Below are 18,921 nucleotides of genomic sequence, written 5' to 3'. Positions count from 1 at the left end.
AGTTGTAGAAGATTGAAAATAAACAAGCGGCAAGAATACCACCTGCGTTCATCAACCAAAATCTAAATCGAGATTAATGTTACCCCATCTAAATCGGGGAAATATTTTTATCAGGATAAGGTAAGCGGATACGTTTTTAGCAATTCAAGCAGTACCGCAAACAGGTCTTCATTTCTATGGTTAAACCTGTATTCGCACTCTTTCAGATGCAGATAGGCCGTATTACGGTTCAGCCCCTTGAACTTCGCCAGCCGGTGCTTCGTAAGCCCCCAGAAAGCGTCTACATCATCCATAAGCGGGTTTCCGTTTAACGTATCGGTAATACTGTTACCCAATCTGTATAAACGGTACTGACCCAGATCAACAACCCCGTTAAACCGGCGCAAACGTTCCGTCGTATCCAGCGTTTCCAGCACGGAACGGCCCCGTGTGGCGGCATGGATCATAGGTCTGCTTACATCTGGTAAAATTTCGGTGTATAACCGGTCAGGTAATCTGCAGATGCCAAATATCACCGGCTTGACTATACGGTCAACTTCCGGCTTTACAGCCACCAGCGTGTCACCGCCGTCGTGGTCTGCATGGACTTCTGCGTGTCGGCTGTCGTAGGCAACGACCGGAGCGGACACTGGGTGCTGCGATTCGCAATAACGCGCGATCTGGTGTCGTAGCTTCTTCAGGTAGCTGTTAATAGTCACCCGGCTTACACCGCTGATGTTGGCGATCTGCGTCGCAGTGAGATCATCGGCAAATAGCCGCAAAATCTCCTTAAACTTGCGCTCAGATAAGTGAGCACCTTTTAAGTACTTGTTTTTCATGAACTAGTGGTTAGAATGGCATTATAAACCTCTTATTTTTTTATGGGTATACCCGCAGCTTTTATACGAGCGGTGATAAGGGTATTTGAATGCTGTCCACTAGATTAATTCATATCGTTTTTTTGTCCATTTTAGCTAAAATATGCACATAGTTTAGCATAAATAAAGAGCCTTCAGATGCTTGCTGCCACTGAATAACAACAAATACCTGAAGGCTCACCGCAATAATTTATCTACTATTCTTTATCGTCTACTCCCAGTTTAGACATTTCAATGTCTTCTTCTTCGTCCAGCGGCTTCCACAATTCCTGCTTCCTTGCCTTCTTCAGCAACGCCTTTTCCATCCATAACAACAACGCCGGCAGAATCGTCAGGTTGGTAATCATTGCTACTATCAGCGTCAGCGAAGTAAGCCAGCCTAATGCCTTGGTACCGCCAAATTCTGAAAAACTGAAAATCATGAACCCGGCAAACAATATCAGCGAAGTATAAATAATACTCAGCCCCGTTTCATGAATCGTCTGCTTCACCGTTGCTGATATATCCAGGTTATGATGCGGCAGCTCCTGCTTGAAATTCACCAGGAAACGGATGGTTACATCAATGGCTATACCCAGCGCCACGCTGAATACCAGCACTGTAGACGGCTTCAGCGCAACCCCGATCCAACCCATCACTCCGGCTGTTACTACCAGCGGAATTATATTCGGTATCAGCGAAATAATCAGCATCCGCCAGGAACGGAACAGGTACAGCATACAGAACATAATCAGTACAAACGCCAGCAGAATGCTTTCTGTCAGCCCGTTGATAATAAACCGGGTGCCCTCCTGGAAAATGATACTGGTTCCGGTAAATGTTACTTTATAATGCGCAGTATCAAAAATCTCAGCTACTTTAGGTTGCAGCGAATCCATCAGCAACGGCAGCCGCTGTGATCCCACATCCTTCATATTCACACTCACCCTCGCCACCTGCTTGGTACTGTCCATAAATGACGCTACCAGCTTTGAAAACGTTGTATTGGCGCCTGTAGCAGCCGCTCCCTTCATACGCAGGTAAGGCGCCAGGAAACCCAGGTCAAACTGATTAGGCACTGCATAGTTGGCACTGTCGCCATTGTAATACGCCTGCTTCGCAAATTTAATCCCTTCCACTACCGACAACGGCCGCGCGAAATCTGGTTGCGATGATATCAGCTGCGTCAGTTCATCCAGCTTATTCAGCGTCTGCAGATTAACAACTCCGTTCTTCTTCTTCGTATCTACAGCTATTTCCAGCGGCATCACCCCCTTGAAATTCGATTCAAAAAATTTCAGGTCCATGAACAGCTTATCCGTTTTCGGAATATCGTCCAGCATATATCCTACAGACTTCAGCCTGGTCATGCCCACCAGTGAAAGCCCTACCAGTACAATACTTACCAGATAAACACTCTTGCGGTATTTAAACACCAGCGTTGTCAGGAAGTCCAGCACCTTGCCAAAGAAACCGCTATCCAGATAATTGGTATGCTTTGTTTTCGGCGGTGGCAGATAACTCAGTACGGAAGGCAGAAAAATAAAAGAGATCAGGAAGATGAACATGATGTTCAAACCCGCCACTACACCAAATTCCTTCAGGATGGCACTGTTGGTAAAACAGAACACCCCGAAGCCGATGGCTGCTGTCAGGTTGGTGAACAGCGTTACAATACCCATGCGTTGTATCATGCGTACCAGCGCCCTGGTTTTGTTGGCATGCCGGGCATACTCAGTATGATATTTACTCAGGAAGTATACACAGTTGGGAATGCCTATTACCACAATCAACGATGGAATCAGTCCTGTCAGCAACGTGATCTTATATCCCATCATTACAATGGTGGCCACTGACCATACCACCCCGATAGCCACTACTATCATAGACATCAGCACGGCGCCGAAGGAACGGAAAAATAAAAACAGAATCAGACCGGTCAGCAAAAAGGAAATTTTCAGGAACAGCTTCAGTTCATCTGCTACCTTAACGGCCATGACGGTACGAATCAGCGGCAGCCCGCTCAGATGCACATCTGTATAGTGTTTCTCTTCAAATGCCTTTGCCAGTTTCGTTATTTCAGCTACTACCTTAGTACGGGCAGGAGAATTGAATACATCCTTGTTAACATATATGGCCATCAGGTAGGCCTTCGTTTCCGGATTGTACAGCAGCCCTTTATAGAACAACAGCGTTTTAAACACATCAGCCAGACTATCAATCTGTGCCTGACCTGTAATACTGTCTTTAAACAGCAATCCGGCCTCCAGCTTCTGTGTGCTGTCATTCTTCACCAGGTTGATAGCCATCGGAACACTCAGGATATTTTCCACAGCCGAGATCTTCTTCAGATCCCTGTTCAGCTGCATATAGTCCCTGAAAAAATCTTCGGTAAAAAACTTATCTGTCTGCACGCCCAGCACCAGCATATTTCCATCTCCCCCGAATTTCTTTTTGAATTCCTGGTATTCAAGATACTTTGGATTGTCGTGCGGTATGGTGGCTACATAGTCGTAAGACATCTGTACCTTACTGGCGAAATAGGCCATCACCCCCGTGCCGGCCAGTAATAATAGAAGAAGCGGTAATCGGAATTTTAGCACAAAACCTGCTAAGCGTTGCCACATAAGGATTTTTCAATTTAGTAAAGGCGTAAAGGTAGTCAAAGATTGCTATTTTTGCTTGCGTTAAATCTTTTACCTGAAAGCGAATCCTTGCTACATAAAACACGCGGCATAGTATTACGTACCGTGAAATATGGCGACACCAGCCTGATCGTCAGCATCTTCACTGAATTGTTTGGCCAGCAGTCATACATAGTGAACGGCGTGCGTTCTGCCAAACCCAAAGCGGCCAAAGGCAACCTGCTGCAGCCCGGTAATATCCTGGAGCTGGTGGTGTATCACAATGAAATCAAGAACCTGCAGCGTATCTCAGAATTCAAACTGGGGTATATTTATCAGTCCCTGCATTACAATGTAGTCAAAAACACTGTTGCGCTATACATTATTGAACTGTTGCAGAAGAGTCTGAAACAGCCGGAACAGCACCTGGATCTCTATTATTTCACGGAAAACACCCTGCAGCTGCTGGATGGTTCTGCGCTGACGGTTACGGCTAACCTGCCGCTTTATTTCACGCTTAAACTGGCAGGCCACCTGGGCTTCCATCTCAATGGCCGTTTCTCGGAATATACGCCTTACCTGGATTTGCAGGAGGGCACCTTTACGGATCTGCCTCCCCATCATCCGGACCATCTTGACCCGGAGAACAGTGAAACCACAGACCGCCTTTTTCAGTGCACGGCAGTGCAGCACCTGGCAGGTATTAATATGACAAAGGAAAAGAGAAGAAAACTGATGTATGCTTACCTGGACTTCTTCCGGCTGCATATGCCCGACTTCCAGGAAATGCAGTCGCCGCCCATTTTACACGAAATTCTTGACGCCTGATTTTGCGGCTTTCTCGCCGGCTTCTGTATAAAACTTCAGGGTAGTATCCTGTCCGTCAAAAACAGCATAGGAGAAATAATTCAGCCAGTCTCCCAGGTTGATATAGCGGCTGTTATCACTTACTTTAATATCCAGGGGAAGATGGCGATGCCCGAAGATGAAATAATCGAAATGCTCCTGCTGCAGTACTTCTTTACTGTAGATAGCCAGCCATTCGTTTTCATCGCCCAGGAATTTCTCCAGCTCCTGCCCGGTAGCAGAACGGCTTTTACGGCTGAAGTAATTGGCCAGGGAGATGCCCCACACGGGATGTATAGCGGAAAAGAGCCAGCGGCAAACAGGATTCCTGAATATCTTCTTCAGAAATTTATATCCGTGATCGCCGGGGCCGAGGCCGTCGCCATGCCCGATATAAAATCGTTTATCTCCCAGGGTATAGGTCTGCGGCTCATAGTAAACCGGAATATTCAGCTCTTCTTCAAAATAGCCGTTCATCCACATATCATGATTCCCGATAAACACAGAAATACCGATGCCTTTATCTGACAGGCCAGCCAGCTTGCCTAATATCCGCGTATAGCCTTTAGGGATAACATGCTTGTATTCAAACCAGAAATCAAAAATATCCCCTACCAGAAAAATATGCTGCGCATCCTTTTCCACCTCTTCCAGCCATTGCAGGATGAGTTTTTCGCGCTCCCTGCTGGCAGCAGCATCGGGCGCTCCAAGATGAAAATCGGAAGCGAAATATATTTTCTTATTGGCGGGTAAAGGAATGTGCATGATACTTGGCTTAAAAAATTACGAATTACGAATTGCGAATTACGAATGTAGAAGCGAAGATTTAAACGAAGATGAAAGAGGATTTACAATAGCTATCTCCTTTCATCTTCGTTTAAATCTTCGCTTCTACATTCGTAATTCGCAATTCGTAATTCGTAATTTACTAAAAGAGCTATTTATTACTCATCTACTAAAAATACATATACTTCTTTAGGCCCATGAATACCGACTACCAGCGTTTTTTCAATATCCGCGGTACGGCTGGGTCCTGTGGCGAAAGAAACGGCAGAAGGCAGGTCATTGCCGTATTTATCTTTCAGTTTATTGAATGCATCCTTCAGATCAAACACCAGCTGATGCGTATAGGCAACCATGATATGTACCGGAGCGTATACCGGCAAAGCCCTGCCGCTGGGTTGAGCGGCGCTCAGCACGATTGTACCGGTGCGGGCTACGAGGTATTCACAGTCCGTGATAGCGGCATCTGCTTCATGTATGCTTCCCTGGTTCAGGAAAGGCAGTTCCTCTTTGTGCAGCACCTTCATAATGGCAGGCGTCTGACAGTACAGATTATGCCATTCCTTGTTTTCTGCCAGTACCCGCAGGTTTTCTATCATCTCTGCCTTGCTGGTACAAAAAACAAACTTCCCCTGTAACCTGGTAAATTCTTCTGCAAACTTTAATTCAAGTCCCTCGTTCTCCGCTCTGAAAACGGAAGAGTTGCCCTCCGAATTGGGGAAGGGCAACTGTACCGGTTGACTTAAAGCATTCCGTACTCTCTTCAGAATATTTTCCTTGGCAGGAGAAATCTTCATATAATTAATTACGCATTAGCGGGTGATGGGGAAGGGTTGATGATATCTGACGGATGAACGCCATCAGTTGTCATGCCTTCTTTTCCCAGGTGATGATCCTTGTGAGTATCGAACGGACGTTTACCGATCAGTCTTTCCAGATCAGATTGGTACAACACCTCTTTCTGCAGCAGTTCCTGCGCCAGGATTTTTACCTGGTCCATTTTTTCTGTCAGCAGGTTCTTGGTTCTTACGTAAGCGGCTTCAATCAGTTTTCTTACTTCTTCGTCGATCAGACGGGAGGTTTCCTCGGAGTAAGGTTTGGTAAATGACTGATCGCTGTTAGGATCATAGAAGGATACGTTACCCACTTTATCATTCATACCGTATACGGTCACCATGGCATAAGCCATCCGGGTAATTACCTGCAGATCGTTCTGGGCGCCGGTGGAGATTTTACCGAATACCAGTTCTTCTACCGCGCGGCCGCCAAGGGTCATGCAGATATCGTCCAGCAGTTGTTCGGTATTGTACAGGTATTGTTCTTTCGGAAGATACTGAGCGTAACCGAGTGCTGCCACGCCGCGGGGAACGATGGTTACTTTCACCAGCGGATTAGCATGTTCCAGGTGCCAGCCGCAGATAGCGTGACCGGCTTCGTGGTAAGCGATAACTTCTTTTTCTTCCGGAGAGATGATTTTGTTTTTCTTTTCCAGACCACCGATTACACGGTCAATTGCATCGTTGAAGTCGTCCATTTCCACCTGTGTTTTACCTTTACGGGCGGCAATCAGGGCTGCTTCGTTACATACGTTGGCGATATCGGCGCCGGCAAATCCGGGCGTCATGGAGGCCAGTTTTTCCACGTCCAGGTTAGGAGAGGTTTTGATAGGCTTTAAGTGCACTTCAAAAATTGTTTTCCTTCCTGCCAGGTCTGGCTTATCGATAGAGATCTGACGGTCAAAACGGCCCGGGCGCAGTAACGCGCTGTCCAGTACATCGGGGCGGTTGGTGGCAGCCAGGATAATGATACCGCTGTCTGTTCCGAAACCATCCATTTCCACCAGCAACTGGTTCAGGGTGTTTTCACGTTCGTCGTTACTCATCATAACGTTCTTTCCTCTGGCACGGCCAATAGCATCAATTTCATCGATGAAGATGATACAAGGCGCTTTCTCACGTGCCTGTTTAAACAGGTCGCGTACACGGCTGGCGCCCACACCCACAAACAGTTCCACGAAGTCGGAACCTGACATGGAGAAGAAAGGCACCTGCGCTTCGCCCGCCATTGCTTTCGCGAGCAGGGTTTTACCGGTTCCCGGAGGGCCTACCAGCAATGCGCCTTTCGGTATTTTACCACCGAGAGAGGTATATTTTTTAGGATTCTTGAGGAAATCCACAATTTCCATTACTTCCACCTTCGCTTCGTCCAGGCCGGCAACATCATTGAAGGTGATGTTTACGCGGGTACCTTTGTCGAACAGCGTGGCTTTGGATTTACCGATATTGAAGATGCCTCCGGGACCGCCGCTGCCGCCGGCAGGACCACCCATTTTACGCATCAGCAGTATCCACAGACCGATAATCAGGATAATAGGCAGGAGTAACTGGAAGATAGGCTCAAACCAGCTTTGACGCTCGTCATAAGAGATTTTAACCTGGTTTTCCATGGGCACGTCTGCCTGTGCCTTATCAATATCCTTCTTGAAACTTTCTTCACTACCAATAGAGAAACGGTAATGAGGACCGGGATTCAGGCCGCCGAATTTACTTTTGGCCACCTCGGTGAATTTGGGCAGTTTCAGACTGTCCTGTTTTATGTAGACTTCTACATATTTCTTATTTACAACAACCAATTTATCTACGTCCCCAGGTTTCAAATAATTTACCTGAAATTCCTGGAAGCTGAGCTCCTTGGTCGGGGACCGGAAATCGAAGAAGTTCATTGCCAGCAGCGCTACGCCTATGAAGGCATACACCCAGTATATATTGAACTTCGGTCCTTTCTTAGGTGATTTCTCTGAACCCTTGTTGAAGTTATTGCCTCCTTTTTCCATAATCTTACGCTCCTTTACGGATGTTTATTGCAATCAGAATAATATAATTACTAATACTTTACTGACTGATTTGTTCAGTCTTCATTGTGTTCCTGCCTGTCGGCGTCGCTCCACATCTCTTCGAGATTATAGAATCCCCTTGTCTCCGGCTGGAAAACATGTACCACTATATTCACATAATCAACCAGGATCCATTGCTGTGCAGTAAAGCCTTCATGTTTATAGGGCGTTTCACCCAGCTGCTTCTCTACTTCATGTGACACAAAATCAGCGATGGCTCTTACCTGGGTATTGGAATTGGCTTCACATAATACAAAGAAATCGGCCACGGCTTCAGGAATCTGGCGCAGATCCAGGGATACGATATTTTCCCCCTTCTTCTCCTGTATGGCCTTTATGATGGTGGTAAAAATTTCACTTTCTCTGGTAAGACGCGTTTGCGCTTTTTTCCTCGTGCTCAGAACGGTTAAGGGTGCCAATAAATCTCGTTTTTGTTAAAAATAAACTTTAATTGTCAAAGTTACTAAACAAGCAGTAATATAACACGTAGAAATATCACGCTGAGCGCCCTAGAATTGTTAAGAAAATAATAAAATGAATTACTTTTCGGGCCGAAAATCAGACTAAAAAGGATTCATGTGGTAGGACACCCGTTTTATATTTTAGACGAAATAGACAGCACCAATAACTATGCCATGGAGCAGGTAAATTCGGCCTATGTGACACCCGGCACAGCCTGGTTCGCCAGCTATCAGACAGCCGGAAAAGGTACCCGTGGTAAACAATGGCATGCGCAACCCGGCGATATCGTCGCCCTGTCCGTAGCCCTGCAACCTGCTATGTTGCCGCTTTCCAGACAATTCATGCTCAGCGTCACCGTGGCCCTCGGCGTATGGGATTTCCTCTCCTCACATGCCGGCGATGAAACCATTATCAAGTGGCCCAATGATATTTACTGGCGTGACAGAAAGGCAGGAGGCATCCTTATTGAGAATGTACTTCGTGGCAATTCGTGGCATTATGCCATAGTAGGTATCGGATTGAATATCAATCAGGCCAGGTTTCCGGAACACCTGCCCAATGCCGTTTCCCTCCGGCAGATTACCGGTAAGACATGGGACGCCGTTACCCTGGCGCAGGAACTCTGCAAATACCTGGATAAACGCCTGAAACAACTCATCCCCGCCAATTACGAACAACTGCTGGAAGAATACCGGTCAAAGCTGTTCCGCTGGCAACAACCGGCGCTTTACCGGAAAGATGAAGAGATTTTTGAGGGCATCATCCGGAACGTACTCCCGGACGGCCACCTGTGCCTCGAAAAAGACGGCAAGATGCTGCAACTCGGATTCGGAGAGGTGGAATTCATCCTTTCCCGGTAATCAGGGGAATAGATAATTACGAATTACAAATTGCGAATTACGAATGAGGGCGAAGATTTAAGCGGATATTAAGTTTTACCTATCCGCTTAAATCTTCGCCCTCATTCGTAATTCGCAATTTGTAATTCGTAATTACCTGAGCCCTCTGTAGTCCTGCTGCCGCTGCTGCACCCTTTTCCGCAGCAGCTGCGGCACCTGAGGCGAGAGATCCGAGAGGATATATACCGCACTGCCGTATTCCCGCGACAGCGTTTCTTTTACACTGCCAATCTCCGTTACTTTCCCGATCAGGGGCATGACCTCCTTTTCCGGCGCGCGGCCTATCTTAATGATATAACGGATGGTATCCATCTGCGGAAACCAGAAAACATAATCTGCATCCATACAAACCGCTGCCGGCATCTTCCCCAGGTTATAAAAATTGACAGCACTGGCATGACCGTAATTATCACCGATGATCAGCGTATTTTTCTGCTGATCTGCCGGTATCTGCTGCCATGCCTTCAGCGTAAGCCCGGCAAACTCCCTCCAGCCCAGCATATCGGCAAAGTCCTGCGGCAGCTCATGATCCTTGCCATCTTCCCAGCGCAGTAAGCCCAGCGCGCTGAATTTACGCGCCTTCTGCTGTATCTGGTCAGGTGTTAAAACAGGAAATATAGCATTTACAATCAGTGCAAAAGGAACAATCACCAATCCCAGCCATACCAATCGCAGGTTTTTAGTCCAGCCGCCCTGAAAAATCCGCTCCCAGTACACACAGCCGAAAGCGATTAATACCGGGTATATCCCCAGTGAATAGTAGCTTTTGCCCCGCAGGTAGAGATACAGCAATATGATAATGATATAGGCCAGCAGAAAGACCCGGTACGGGCGGAAGGGCCTGAAAAACAGCAGGCCCACCAAAGCAGCCATCATCAGGAAGGCCCCGCCAATGAAAAAAATAAACTGATCTGCCACAAAGGCCATTCTGTCTACATTCACGAGCTGGGTTTCTGTCAGCTCCTTCATATGATGCAACACCGGAAACCCGTACCGTACCTGCCAGATAAGGTTGGGCGCCGCTATGGCCAGCGCAATGAGCCCACCTATATAGAGATGCCTATCTTTAAAAATTTTCCTGTGGGAAGATAACAGCAACGCCCCCAGCAGACCCGCTACCAGGAAACCGATGTTGTATTTATTCAATACTCCCAGACCGGTGATTACTCCCATCCAGAGCAACCACCTGCCCCCGGAAGTATGCAGATACTCCAGCAGACACCAGCAAACGGCCGCCCAGGCCAGTATATCAAATGAATTGGGCTGATACAGTAAGTTCACCCTCGACATGGCCGAACAGATGAACATGGCAGCAGCCAGCGTCTGGGCGTACCAGCGCCCGCCCAGCATATCTATCATCTTCCAGATGATGATCATTGTCAGCATGCCATACAGCGCCGGGAAAAAATGCACCCAGAAGATGCCGTTGCCCAGCCATTTTATCACCAGGGAGTTAACGGCGGTATACGGTGGTACTGACAGGTATCCGGCAGACAAATGATTGGCCAGGTCCAGGTGCAGGAATTCATCCCGGTGCAGGTCATATACCGGGTTCAATACAGCATACTGGAAAAAGAGCTTGATCAGGAGGAATAACAGGAGTAAAAGTGGCGAGGTAAGTGGCTTATTGGTTCTCATGTTGTGATGAATATTACCGCTTTCATTCAACCGTAAATTAAAAAGCGGAAATACCTGCGTGTAAGCATTGTATTTCCGCCCGGAAAATTTAAAATATCTTGTTCATAGTCTTATACGGCAGGCCGCTCTGCATAAGCACTCACCAGGAACTGGCGATAACAAGATTTTGGTTGATAAAGGCGTTAACAAATTGTGAAATTTTTATAAAAATAGCAAAAAACAATTTGCATCATAGTTGCATTAATTTGCTTTATTCAATAGAGACAAGGATTTGAGAGCGTCGGGTGGAAGTAAAACTTAACATTTCACCAGAGGATCTTCCGGAAAAATTATCAGGATTCAGTAAATTTGGATATGCCTACTCATAAAATTACTTCCATAGGTCTGCAGACAATGGAGGACTTCCATGACAAGCTTCAACTTTATTCAAAAACCCGCATGATACCCAAAGTGCCCGTGAAAGGCAGTTTTGCAGTACATGCCCGCTCTGAATACCCTTGCATGGATGAAGTAACCGCCAGCAGACGGGATTATTACAAAATCAGTTTCTTCACCAAAGGCTCAGGGATATTTACCATGGGAGAGGACCGCTTTGAAATAAACGGCCCTACACTCTTCTTTCTGAATCCGCGTGAAATTAAAACATGGAAGCCCACCAGCAGTCCGCAGGAAGGCTACTACTGCTTGTTTACCGATCTGCTGTTTGAGGATTCCCGCACCCTCCAGGATGATATTATGCTTCATCCGCTGTTCCAGGTAGGCGCCAGGGCCATCTTCACGCTCACCCCGGAACAGAACAGTTATCTGGAATCCATTTTCCGGCAGTTATTGCGGGAATACAATGACAACGCCGCCTTTAAACAGGAAGCACTGCTTATTTACCTGAAACTGTTAATGCTGGAAGGAAAACGCATCGCTTCCCAGACGCTGATGCCGGAACGGCCGCAGACGGCGGCACAAACGCTCGCACACCGGTTTACGGACAAGCTGGAAAAGCAGTTTCCGATAGAATATCCGAATTATCAGATTACGCTGAAGACAGCGAAAGAATTTGCACAGGTGCTGAACACGCATCCCAATCATCTCAATGCCTGCGTAAAACAGGCTACCGGCCGTACCGTCAGTGAGCACATCCGTCAAAGAATGCTGCTGGAAGCCAAACTATTGCTCATACATACCGACTGGCAGATCGCTGAAATAGGCTGGTGTCTTGGCTTTGAAGAACCTGGCAACTTCACCCACTTCTTTAAGAACCACAGCGGACAATCACCGCATATCTTCCGGGCGCAGTAATACTTTGATTTTAACAATTATTACTTTGACAGATACAATTGCCTTCCATTCACCTGTATGTAATTTTGTGTTACTAAAAACAAATACATTATGCAGTACAGAAAACTGGGAAAAACAGGTGAATCAATTTCCGCTATAGGGCTGGGTTGCATGGGCATGTCATTCGCCTACGGCGATACGCAGGAACATAACGGACAGGAATCACTGGATACATTGGAACTTGCACTTGACCTCGGCATCAACTTCTGGGATACCGCCGATATGTACGGCCAGGGCGCCAACGAAACATTGCTCTCAAACATACTTACCAAAAAAAGAGATAAAATATTTCTGGCTACCAAATTCGGATTCAGGTTTCATGACGACGGCAGCTATTATTTTGATGGCTCTCCCGCTTATATGAAACAAGCCGTGGAAGCAAGTTTAAAAAGACTGAAGGTAGATGTGATTGACCTTTATTACGCGCACCGGGTAGATGAAAATGTACCGGTAGAAGAAATGGTTGGCGCTATGGCCGACCTGGTAAAAGAAGGGAAAGTCCGTTATCTCGGCCTCTCAGAAGCCAGCGCGGCCTCTGTCAGGAAAGCACATGCCATACACCCGATAGCTGCGCTGCAAAGCGAATACTCTTTATTTACCCGCGACGTGGAAGGAAGCATCCTGGATACTACGCGCGAACTCGGCATCACCCTCGTAGCTTACAGCCCCCTGGGCAGGGGCCTGACAACCGGCACTATTGCCAGCACCGCTACGCTGAGTGATAACGATTTCCGCAAAGGCCTTCCCCGCTTCCAGGATGGTAACTTTGAACAGAATTTACAGACCGTCACAGCACTGGAAAATTTTGCCAGAGAAAAGGGTATTACCGTAGCGCAACTCTCTCTTGCATGGCTCCTCGCGCAAGGCGAAGATATCGTTCCCATCCCCGGCACCAAACGCCCCAAATATCTGCGTGAAAACGCTGCAGCCGCTGACGTGCACTTCAGCCAGGCAGACATCAATACCATACAGCAGATACTGGATCAGCAGGCGGTAGCGGGCTCCCGTTATACAGATGCGGGATTGAAACTGGTAAATAGATAAGCTTTGCTTAATTGCGAATTACGAATTGCGAATTACGAATGCAGAAGCGAAGATTAAAGCGTAGATAGAAGAGAATTAATCATTGAGTGTCCTCTTCTATCTACGCTTTAATCTTCGCTTCTGCATTCGTAATTCGCAATTCGTAATTCGCAATTATTTATTATTTCGTCTTCTTATAACCCCAATCCAGCAACCACTTCACCACCTTGTCCTTATAGTCTCCCTGAATGAGTATCTGGTGGTTTTTAACGCTGCCGCCGGTGCCGCATTTCGTTTTTAGTTCTTTACCGAGTTTCTCCACATCTTCTTCCTTACCGATGAAACCGTCTATCAGGGTAACTACTTTTCCTGCGCGTTGTTTGGTATCCAGTTTCACGCGTAGTTGCTGACTGGCAGGAGCGAGGGTATCCTGTTCTTCTGTCTGTTCCGGTTCCGGAGAGAAATTGGGATCAGTAGAATAAACGATTCCGCCGGAGGTATTTTTCTTTTTAGACATCTTGCAACAATTTAAGGTTATTCATTCACCACTACTTTAATGGCTTCCGGCAAAACTTTGAGGCGTACCATACCGTTGCCGGTGAGTGGTACCGCATCGCCATCAACCTGGAGGAATTGCAGCGACTGGCTGCTGATGGTGATTTCCTTGCCGGTGAAATGCTTCATAAAGCGTGTTTTATCAATATTTCCCAACAACGAGTAAATGCTGACAGGCAGCAGGTGATAAAAGCGCACAGGTGGCATGATACAGAGATCCAGTTTGCCGTCGAACACGTTGGCGGAGGGCGCCAGTTTGAATTCATATCCGAACTGGTTGCCGTTGGCTACGGTGAGCAGAAATGCTTTTTCATCCAGTTTTTTTCCGTCGATAGTGATATCGTATGCTTCCGGGTTATAACTGCTGAAGCTTTTAAGTACGAGCCTGGCGTAGCCCATGAGGCCGCGCTTCCTGGTGTGCTTAAACTGTTCGGCGATGAGTGCATCGAAGCCAACACCGGCATTGCTGAGGAACAGGTGTTCGTTGGCGTAACCGACATCGATAGCACGTTGTTTGTCTGCCACGATCAGCTGCAATGCCTTGTTGACATCCAGCGGTATTTTAAGGGCGCGTGCCAGTCCGTTGCCGCTGCCCAGCGGCAGTATGGCCATAGCGGTGTTGCTGCCAACGAGGCCCTGTGCTATTTCGTTGATGGAGCCGTCGCCACCCACGGCCACGACGATATCCACCTGGTTATTAACCGCTTCCTTCGCCAGGTCTGCGCCATGGCCGAGGTACTGCAGGTGTGTGATCTCCACGGCATACTGGTTTGCCGGCAGATGTCTGCCGATAGCATCTTCCAGTCGTTTTTCACGATCAGTCCCCGCTTTGCGGTTTATGATAAAAAGGATCTTCTTCAAAATGATTGTTTATGATGTAATCGCTTTCAGGCTCAAATCCAGGCTCACTGCGTGATGTATGATAGCGCCCACTGAAATAAAGTCTACGCCGGTTTTAGCGTAGTCCTGCAGCGTCAGGAGGGTGATACCACCGGATGCTTCCGTTTCAAAACGGCCGTTGATCAGTGTCATAGCGGCTGCTATCTGGTCCGGAGTAAAATTATCCAGCATGATACGGTCTATCCGCCCTACAGCCAGCACTTCCTTTACATCTTCCAGGTTGCGGGTTTCCACTTCAATTTTCAGCGGCAGGTTGCGTTCCTTCAGGTAAGCAACTGTTTTGTTGACAGCAGCGGTGATACCGCCGGCAAAATCGATATGATTATCTTTCAGCATTACCATATCATACAGGCCCATCCGGTGATTAACGCCACCGCCTATACGAACGGCTTCCTTCTCCAGCATGCGGAAGTTGGGAGTAGTTTTGCGGGTATCGAGCACGCGTGTGTGGTAGCCTTTGAGCTTTTCCACGTACTGATGCGTAAGCGTGGCGATGCCGCTCATGCGTTGCATACAGTTCAGTACCAGCCGTTCCCCCATGAGAAGGGTATGTACAGCTGCTTCCACTTCAAAGGCAGCTTCACCTGCTTTCATGGCATCACCGTCTTTCTTCGCGGGTTTGAATACGGTGTACATATCCAGCCATTTAAAGATGGCTTCCGCCACCTGCATACCGGCCAGTATGCCGTCTTCCTTTATTTTCAACAGGGCTTTCCCCTTAGCGGTAGGCGGGATGCACGCCAGTGTGGAGTGGTCGCCATTCCCGATATCTTCTGCCAATGCACTTCTGATAAACGCATTCAACGCTGCTTCGTCTAACATATAAGGATTCGTTTTATTGGGATTTCAGCTATACAGCAGCCTTGCGGGCTTTATACTGAAACTGGTGCAAAAATAAAAAGTGCCCCGCAATTAATGACGGAGCACCTGGCTTTTTCAATTAAATTTATGCTTACACTTTTACTTGTTTTCAAATCGCAATTCGTTTAGTACAAACGAACCTCCTTTTTTCTGCAGGAAGAAGGACAGGCGAAAAGTGCCGCCGGACGTGGCCAGCGTACCAATACCATACCTGGAATTATCGCCTCCCTGATGTAACAGTTCAAAGGATTTTACCTGGTTTTTTGAGAAGAAATCCTTGAGAATGATTTCAGCCTGTGCTTTACTGTAGGAGTTTGCTTTGCCACTGATATTGATTTCCACGTTGTTATCGAGGTAACGGGATAATGCATTTACATCACCTTGTTTAATGGCGCCAACCACATCTTCAAAAGGACCGGCGAATGTGTGATCATCTTCCATAGAGCCTGCCGACACCGCAAATGCTGAAATAAATCCTCCCAACAATACCACCAGCACAATCAATAGCTTCTTCATTGTCAGTTTTTTTATTAAAAATGTTGTGTTTTTCCAACTTAAATTAAATGCTAAAACTATGCCAAACACCTTGTAATTCAACAAAATCACATCATCGTGGTAGCAATGAAGGCGTAAATAATAATCATTAAATAATATGTGATCCAAATTGAATAATTGATTATCAAATCTGTTAAAACACCTCCGCCGTTTGTATTTTTCCTATTAGCTTTATTTTTGTAAAATATTTAGAAAGTATTCAGCAGCATAATAAGTACTTTCACCCCGACTTGAAAAAAAATATTTAACCTTAACCAGACAGGATATGGAAAAGAAAAGAGCCATTCTCGTGATTATGGACGGATGGGGCGAAGGCAAAGTTCCTACAGCCGATGCCATTGCACACGCTAAAACACCCTTTGTAAGCAGCCTATACCAACAATATCCGCATAGCAACCTGATTACCTGCGGGGAAGACGTAGGCTTACCCGACGGGCAGATGGGCAACTCTGAAGTAGGACACCTGAATATAGGCGCCGGCAGAATTGTATACCAGGAACTGCAACGCATCAACGTTGCCATCAGAGACGGAGAACTGGCGGCCAATCAGGTTTTGCTGGACACTTTTGCACACGCTAAAAACAACGGCAAACCATTACATCTCATCGGTCTTGTCAGCGACGGCGGCGTACACTCCCACATCGAACACCTGAAAGCCTTAACCACTCTGGCTAAAGCACACGGCCTCGAAAAAGTGTTCATCCACGCCTTCACCGATGGCCGCGATACCGATCCTAAAAGCGGACTCGGTTACCTCGAAGATCTCAGCGCCCACCTCGCCGCTACCACCGGCCAGATAGCCTCCGTAACCGGCCGCTATTACGCCATGGACCGCGATAAACGCTGGGAACGCGTAAAACTCGCCTACGATGCCATGGTACACGGAACAGGTACCGGCACCCACGACCTCCTTACCGCTATCAAGGCATCTTACGCAGAAGGTGTGACAGACGAATTCATCAAACCTATCATTGTACAGGATGCGCAGAATAATCCGGTAGCCACCATACAGAACGATGATGCCGTACTTTGCTTCAACTTCCGCACGGACCGCTGCCGCGAAATTTCACAGGCACTCACCCAGGAAGCATTCCCTGATTTCGGGATGAAACCGCTGCAGGTATACTACACCACCATGACCGAATACGACAAAACCTATAAAAACGTACACGTTATCTTCGAAAACGATAACCTGAACATGACCATAGGTGAAGTAATCGCGCGGGATGGCTATACCCAGGTACGCATCGCGGAAACAGAGAAATATCCGCACGTATCCTTCTTCTTCTCCGGCGGCCGCGAGAAAGAATTCGAAGGCGAACGCAGAATCATGGTGCCTTCTCCTAAAGTAGCCACCTATGACCTGCAACCAGAAATGAGCGCCAACGAAGTAACAGACGCCATTGTTCCCGTACTGGAAAGCAAATCAGCCGACTTCATTGCACTCAACTTCGCCAACGCCGACATGGTGGGCCATACCGGCGTATTCTCCGCAGCCATCAAAGCCGTTGAAACCGTTGACCATTGCGTTCAACGCGTTGTTACCGCAGCCCTGGCAAGCGATTACACCGTATTCCTCACCGCAGACCACGGCAACGCCGACTATATGATTAACGAAGACGGTAGCCCCAACACCGCACATACCAAAAACCTGGTGCCGTTCTTCATCATCAATAAAGACTTCAAAGGACCCGTTAAAGATGGTAAACTCGGCGACATCGCCCCTACCATCCTGCATTTTATGGGACTGCCGGTTCCGAAGGAAATGACGGGCAACCTACTGGTGTAGAACCTGTGGTTCAATTACGAATTGCGAATTACGAATTACGAATGTAGAAGCGAAGAGTTAATCGAAGATTAAAGGTGATATTTAATACTTATTACCTTTAATCTTCGATTAACTCTTCGCTTCTACATTCGTAATTCGCCATTCGTAATTCGTAATTTCTTTTTTAATTACCTGTAACTTTTCCCTCTCCCTTCCCGTTTAACAGGGAACAAACTGAAACAATCTCAGTCTGACTGACTGATTTTCATATTTTTAGTGCTCTCGACAGATTTGCTCATGCATCGATGCGCCGTTTTTACGGCGCATTTTTTCTTCCCCGTATTTAAGTAGTAATTTCGCAGTATGAAACATTACCGCTACGCAACGGTACTATTAACCATATTGGGTTTTATAGCCTGCAAACAGGACAATAACCACGGGGGAACCGGTGTAAATAAATTTGAGCCGCTGCCGGCCTACTTCAACGGAGAAAAAATGTTTATACGCAATGCCGGAGTAGATCTGCATAAAACCGTGGTGCTCAACGGCGTTACGGATACCTCCGTTATCTCCGGTACCGACAGCACAGCAGTGCAGGATCTCCTGAAACCTTTTACGGATATAGACCTGAACAAACCATCTCTCCGGGATGAATATGATTCCTCCAGTTTATACGATCCGTTCTCCGGCAGAAAATCTGTGATTTATACTTCCAGAGGAAAACAAACCTTCCCTTCAGAAATCACAATGGAACTAGATAAGAATGGCGTAATCCAGCAGGTGAACATTCACGGATACAACACCAACATGGTGTATGAATTCCGGCAGGACCTGCTGTATCAGCGCAATCAGCATATACGCATCGCCACATACCAGAAAATAGCTTTCCTGGCGCCCAAGCAAATTGAGATCAATGTGGCGATGACGCCTAAAACCAGGATGTAAA

The 18,921-nt window shown here is 47.0% G+C and carries 17 protein-coding genes; 6 read left to right on the top strand and 11 right to left on the bottom strand.

Going from position 1 to position 18,921, the window contains the following annotated elements; all coding sequences use genetic code 11:
- Nucleotides 1–110: 110 nt before the first annotated feature.
- The gene (locus GWG06_RS07930; protein WP_160712434.1) at nt 111–761 is read right to left on the bottom strand and encodes a hypothetical protein; all 651 of its coding nucleotides are present in this window, start codon (nt 759–761) and stop codon (nt 111–113) included.
- Between the two features lie 293 nt (nt 762–1,054).
- Complete coding sequence (locus GWG06_RS07925) at nt 1,055–3,463, bottom strand: efflux RND transporter permease subunit (RefSeq protein ID WP_127043879.1); 2,409 nt, start codon at nt 3,461–3,463, stop codon at nt 1,055–1,057.
- 87 nt (nt 3,464–3,550) lie between these two features.
- Between GWG06_RS07925 and recO the strand changes: the two genes are divergently transcribed.
- A complete protein-coding gene (gene recO, locus GWG06_RS07920; RefSeq protein WP_127043880.1) occupies nt 3,551–4,288 on the top strand; it encodes a DNA repair protein RecO in 738 nt (245 codons plus the stop codon).
- On the opposite strand, the gene GWG06_RS07915 is transcribed toward recO, so the two are convergent.
- From GWG06_RS07915 to rsfS, 4 genes are all read right to left on the bottom strand, one after another.
- Nucleotides 4,265–5,071 carry a UDP-2,3-diacylglucosamine diphosphatase gene (locus GWG06_RS07915; RefSeq protein ID WP_160712432.1) on the bottom strand — a complete coding sequence of 269 codons (807 nt, stop codon included), beginning with the start codon at nt 5,069–5,071 and terminating at the stop codon, nt 4,265–4,267. The two genes, recO and GWG06_RS07915, sit on opposite strands and share 24 nt — an antisense overlap.
- Before the next feature lie 179 nt (nt 5,072–5,250).
- On the bottom strand, nt 5,251–5,886 hold the full coding sequence (locus GWG06_RS07910; RefSeq protein WP_127043860.1) for a LutC/YkgG family protein: 636 nt from the start codon (nt 5,884–5,886) through the stop codon (nt 5,251–5,253).
- Between the two features lie 8 nt (nt 5,887–5,894).
- Nucleotides 5,895–7,922 carry an ATP-dependent zinc metalloprotease FtsH gene (ftsH, locus tag GWG06_RS07905; RefSeq protein WP_127043859.1) on the bottom strand — a complete coding sequence of 676 codons (2,028 nt, stop codon included), beginning with the start codon at nt 7,920–7,922 and terminating at the stop codon, nt 5,895–5,897.
- Between the two features lie 74 nt (nt 7,923–7,996).
- Nucleotides 7,997–8,401, bottom strand: coding sequence for a ribosome silencing factor (gene rsfS, locus GWG06_RS07900; protein ID WP_127043858.1), 405 nt, complete (start codon nt 8,399–8,401; stop codon nt 7,997–7,999).
- A gap of 159 nt (nt 8,402–8,560) precedes the next feature.
- Here rsfS and GWG06_RS07895 point away from each other — a divergent pair, with 159 nt between their 5' ends.
- On the top strand, nt 8,561–9,304 hold the full coding sequence (locus GWG06_RS07895; protein WP_160712430.1) for a biotin--[acetyl-CoA-carboxylase] ligase: 744 nt from the start codon (nt 8,561–8,563) through the stop codon (nt 9,302–9,304).
- 132 nt (nt 9,305–9,436) lie between these two features.
- On the opposite strand, the gene GWG06_RS07890 is transcribed toward GWG06_RS07895, so the two are convergent.
- Nucleotides 9,437–10,981 (bottom strand): glycosyltransferase family 39 protein, encoded by a 1,545-nt coding sequence (locus GWG06_RS07890; protein WP_160712428.1) that lies wholly within the window; start codon nt 10,979–10,981, stop codon nt 9,437–9,439.
- Between the two features lie 354 nt (nt 10,982–11,335).
- On the opposite strand from GWG06_RS07890, the gene GWG06_RS07885 reads away from it, so the two are divergent.
- Nucleotides 11,336–12,274 carry an AraC family transcriptional regulator gene (locus GWG06_RS07885; protein ID WP_127043855.1) on the top strand — a complete coding sequence of 313 codons (939 nt, stop codon included), beginning with the start codon at nt 11,336–11,338 and terminating at the stop codon, nt 12,272–12,274.
- Between the two features lie 90 nt (nt 12,275–12,364).
- The gene (locus GWG06_RS07880; protein ID WP_127043854.1) at nt 12,365–13,357 is read left to right on the top strand and encodes an aldo/keto reductase; all 993 of its coding nucleotides are present in this window, start codon (nt 12,365–12,367) and stop codon (nt 13,355–13,357) included.
- A gap of 160 nt (nt 13,358–13,517) precedes the next feature.
- Here the strand turns inward: GWG06_RS07880 and GWG06_RS07875 are convergent, their stop codons facing one another.
- From GWG06_RS07875 to GWG06_RS07860, 4 genes are all read right to left on the bottom strand, one after another.
- Nucleotides 13,518–13,853 carry a translation initiation factor gene (locus tag GWG06_RS07875; RefSeq protein ID WP_127043853.1) on the bottom strand — a complete coding sequence of 112 codons (336 nt, stop codon included), beginning with the start codon at nt 13,851–13,853 and terminating at the stop codon, nt 13,518–13,520.
- A gap of 17 nt (nt 13,854–13,870) precedes the next feature.
- Nucleotides 13,871–14,752 (bottom strand): diacylglycerol/lipid kinase family protein, encoded by an 882-nt coding sequence (locus GWG06_RS07870; protein ID WP_160712426.1) that lies wholly within the window; start codon nt 14,750–14,752, stop codon nt 13,871–13,873.
- A 9-nt stretch (nt 14,753–14,761) separates the two neighbouring features.
- Complete coding sequence (nadC, locus tag GWG06_RS07865) at nt 14,762–15,613, bottom strand: carboxylating nicotinate-nucleotide diphosphorylase (protein ID WP_160712423.1); 852 nt, start codon at nt 15,611–15,613, stop codon at nt 14,762–14,764.
- A 138-nt stretch (nt 15,614–15,751) separates the two neighbouring features.
- Nucleotides 15,752–16,168, bottom strand: a complete 417-nt coding sequence (locus tag GWG06_RS07860; RefSeq protein WP_160712421.1) for a DUF4783 domain-containing protein — start codon at nt 16,166–16,168, stop codon at nt 15,752–15,754.
- Nucleotides 16,169–16,472: 304 nt separating this feature from the next.
- On the opposite strand from GWG06_RS07860, the gene gpmI reads away from it, so the two are divergent.
- Nucleotides 16,473–17,996 (top strand): 2,3-bisphosphoglycerate-independent phosphoglycerate mutase, encoded by a 1,524-nt coding sequence (gpmI, locus tag GWG06_RS07855; RefSeq protein WP_160712419.1) that lies wholly within the window; start codon nt 16,473–16,475, stop codon nt 17,994–17,996.
- A 342-nt stretch (nt 17,997–18,338) separates the two neighbouring features.
- On the top strand, nt 18,339–18,920 hold the full coding sequence (locus GWG06_RS07850) for a hypothetical protein (RefSeq protein WP_160712417.1): 582 nt from the start codon (nt 18,339–18,341) through the stop codon (nt 18,918–18,920).
- The last annotated feature ends 1 nt before the right edge of the window (nt 18,921 follow it).

The organism is Chitinophaga solisilvae (genome assembly GCF_009928525.1).
Lineage (GTDB): Bacteria > Bacteroidota > Bacteroidia > Chitinophagales > Chitinophagaceae > Chitinophaga > Chitinophaga solisilvae.
Note: the sequence above shows the minus strand (reverse complement) of the source record. Positions and strands in the feature narration are given on the sequence as shown.

Excerpts from the sequence above, each read along its gene's own strand:
- GWG06_RS07925 (WP_127043879.1), bottom strand. The coding sequence starts at position 3,463 with ATGTGGCAACGCTTAGCAGGTTTTGTGCTAAAATTCCGATTACCGCTT.
- GWG06_RS07915 (WP_160712432.1), bottom strand. The coding sequence starts at position 5,071 with ATGCACATTCCTTTACCCGCCAATAAGAAAATATATTTCGCTTCCGAT.
- GWG06_RS07910 (WP_127043860.1), bottom strand. The coding sequence starts at position 5,886 with ATGAAGATTTCTCCTGCCAAGGAAAATATTCTGAAGAGAGTACGGAAT.
- ftsH (WP_127043859.1), bottom strand. The coding sequence starts at position 7,922 with ATGGAAAAAGGAGGCAATAACTTCAACAAGGGTTCAGAGAAATCACCT.
- GWG06_RS07890 (WP_160712428.1), bottom strand. The coding sequence starts at position 10,981 with ATGAGAACCAATAAGCCACTTACCTCGCCACTTTTACTCCTGTTATTC.
- GWG06_RS07885 (WP_127043855.1), top strand. The coding sequence starts at position 11,336 with ATGCCTACTCATAAAATTACTTCCATAGGTCTGCAGACAATGGAGGAC.
- GWG06_RS07880 (WP_127043854.1), top strand. The coding sequence starts at position 12,365 with ATGCAGTACAGAAAACTGGGAAAAACAGGTGAATCAATTTCCGCTATA.
- GWG06_RS07875 (WP_127043853.1), bottom strand. The coding sequence starts at position 13,853 with ATGTCTAAAAAGAAAAATACCTCCGGCGGAATCGTTTATTCTACTGAT.
- nadC (WP_160712423.1), bottom strand. The coding sequence starts at position 15,613 with ATGTTAGACGAAGCAGCGTTGAATGCGTTTATCAGAAGTGCATTGGCA.
- GWG06_RS07860 (WP_160712421.1), bottom strand. The coding sequence starts at position 16,168 with ATGAAGAAGCTATTGATTGTGCTGGTGGTATTGTTGGGAGGATTTATT.
- gpmI (WP_160712419.1), top strand. The coding sequence starts at position 16,473 with ATGGAAAAGAAAAGAGCCATTCTCGTGATTATGGACGGATGGGGCGAA.
- GWG06_RS07850 (WP_160712417.1), top strand. The coding sequence starts at position 18,339 with ATGAAACATTACCGCTACGCAACGGTACTATTAACCATATTGGGTTTT.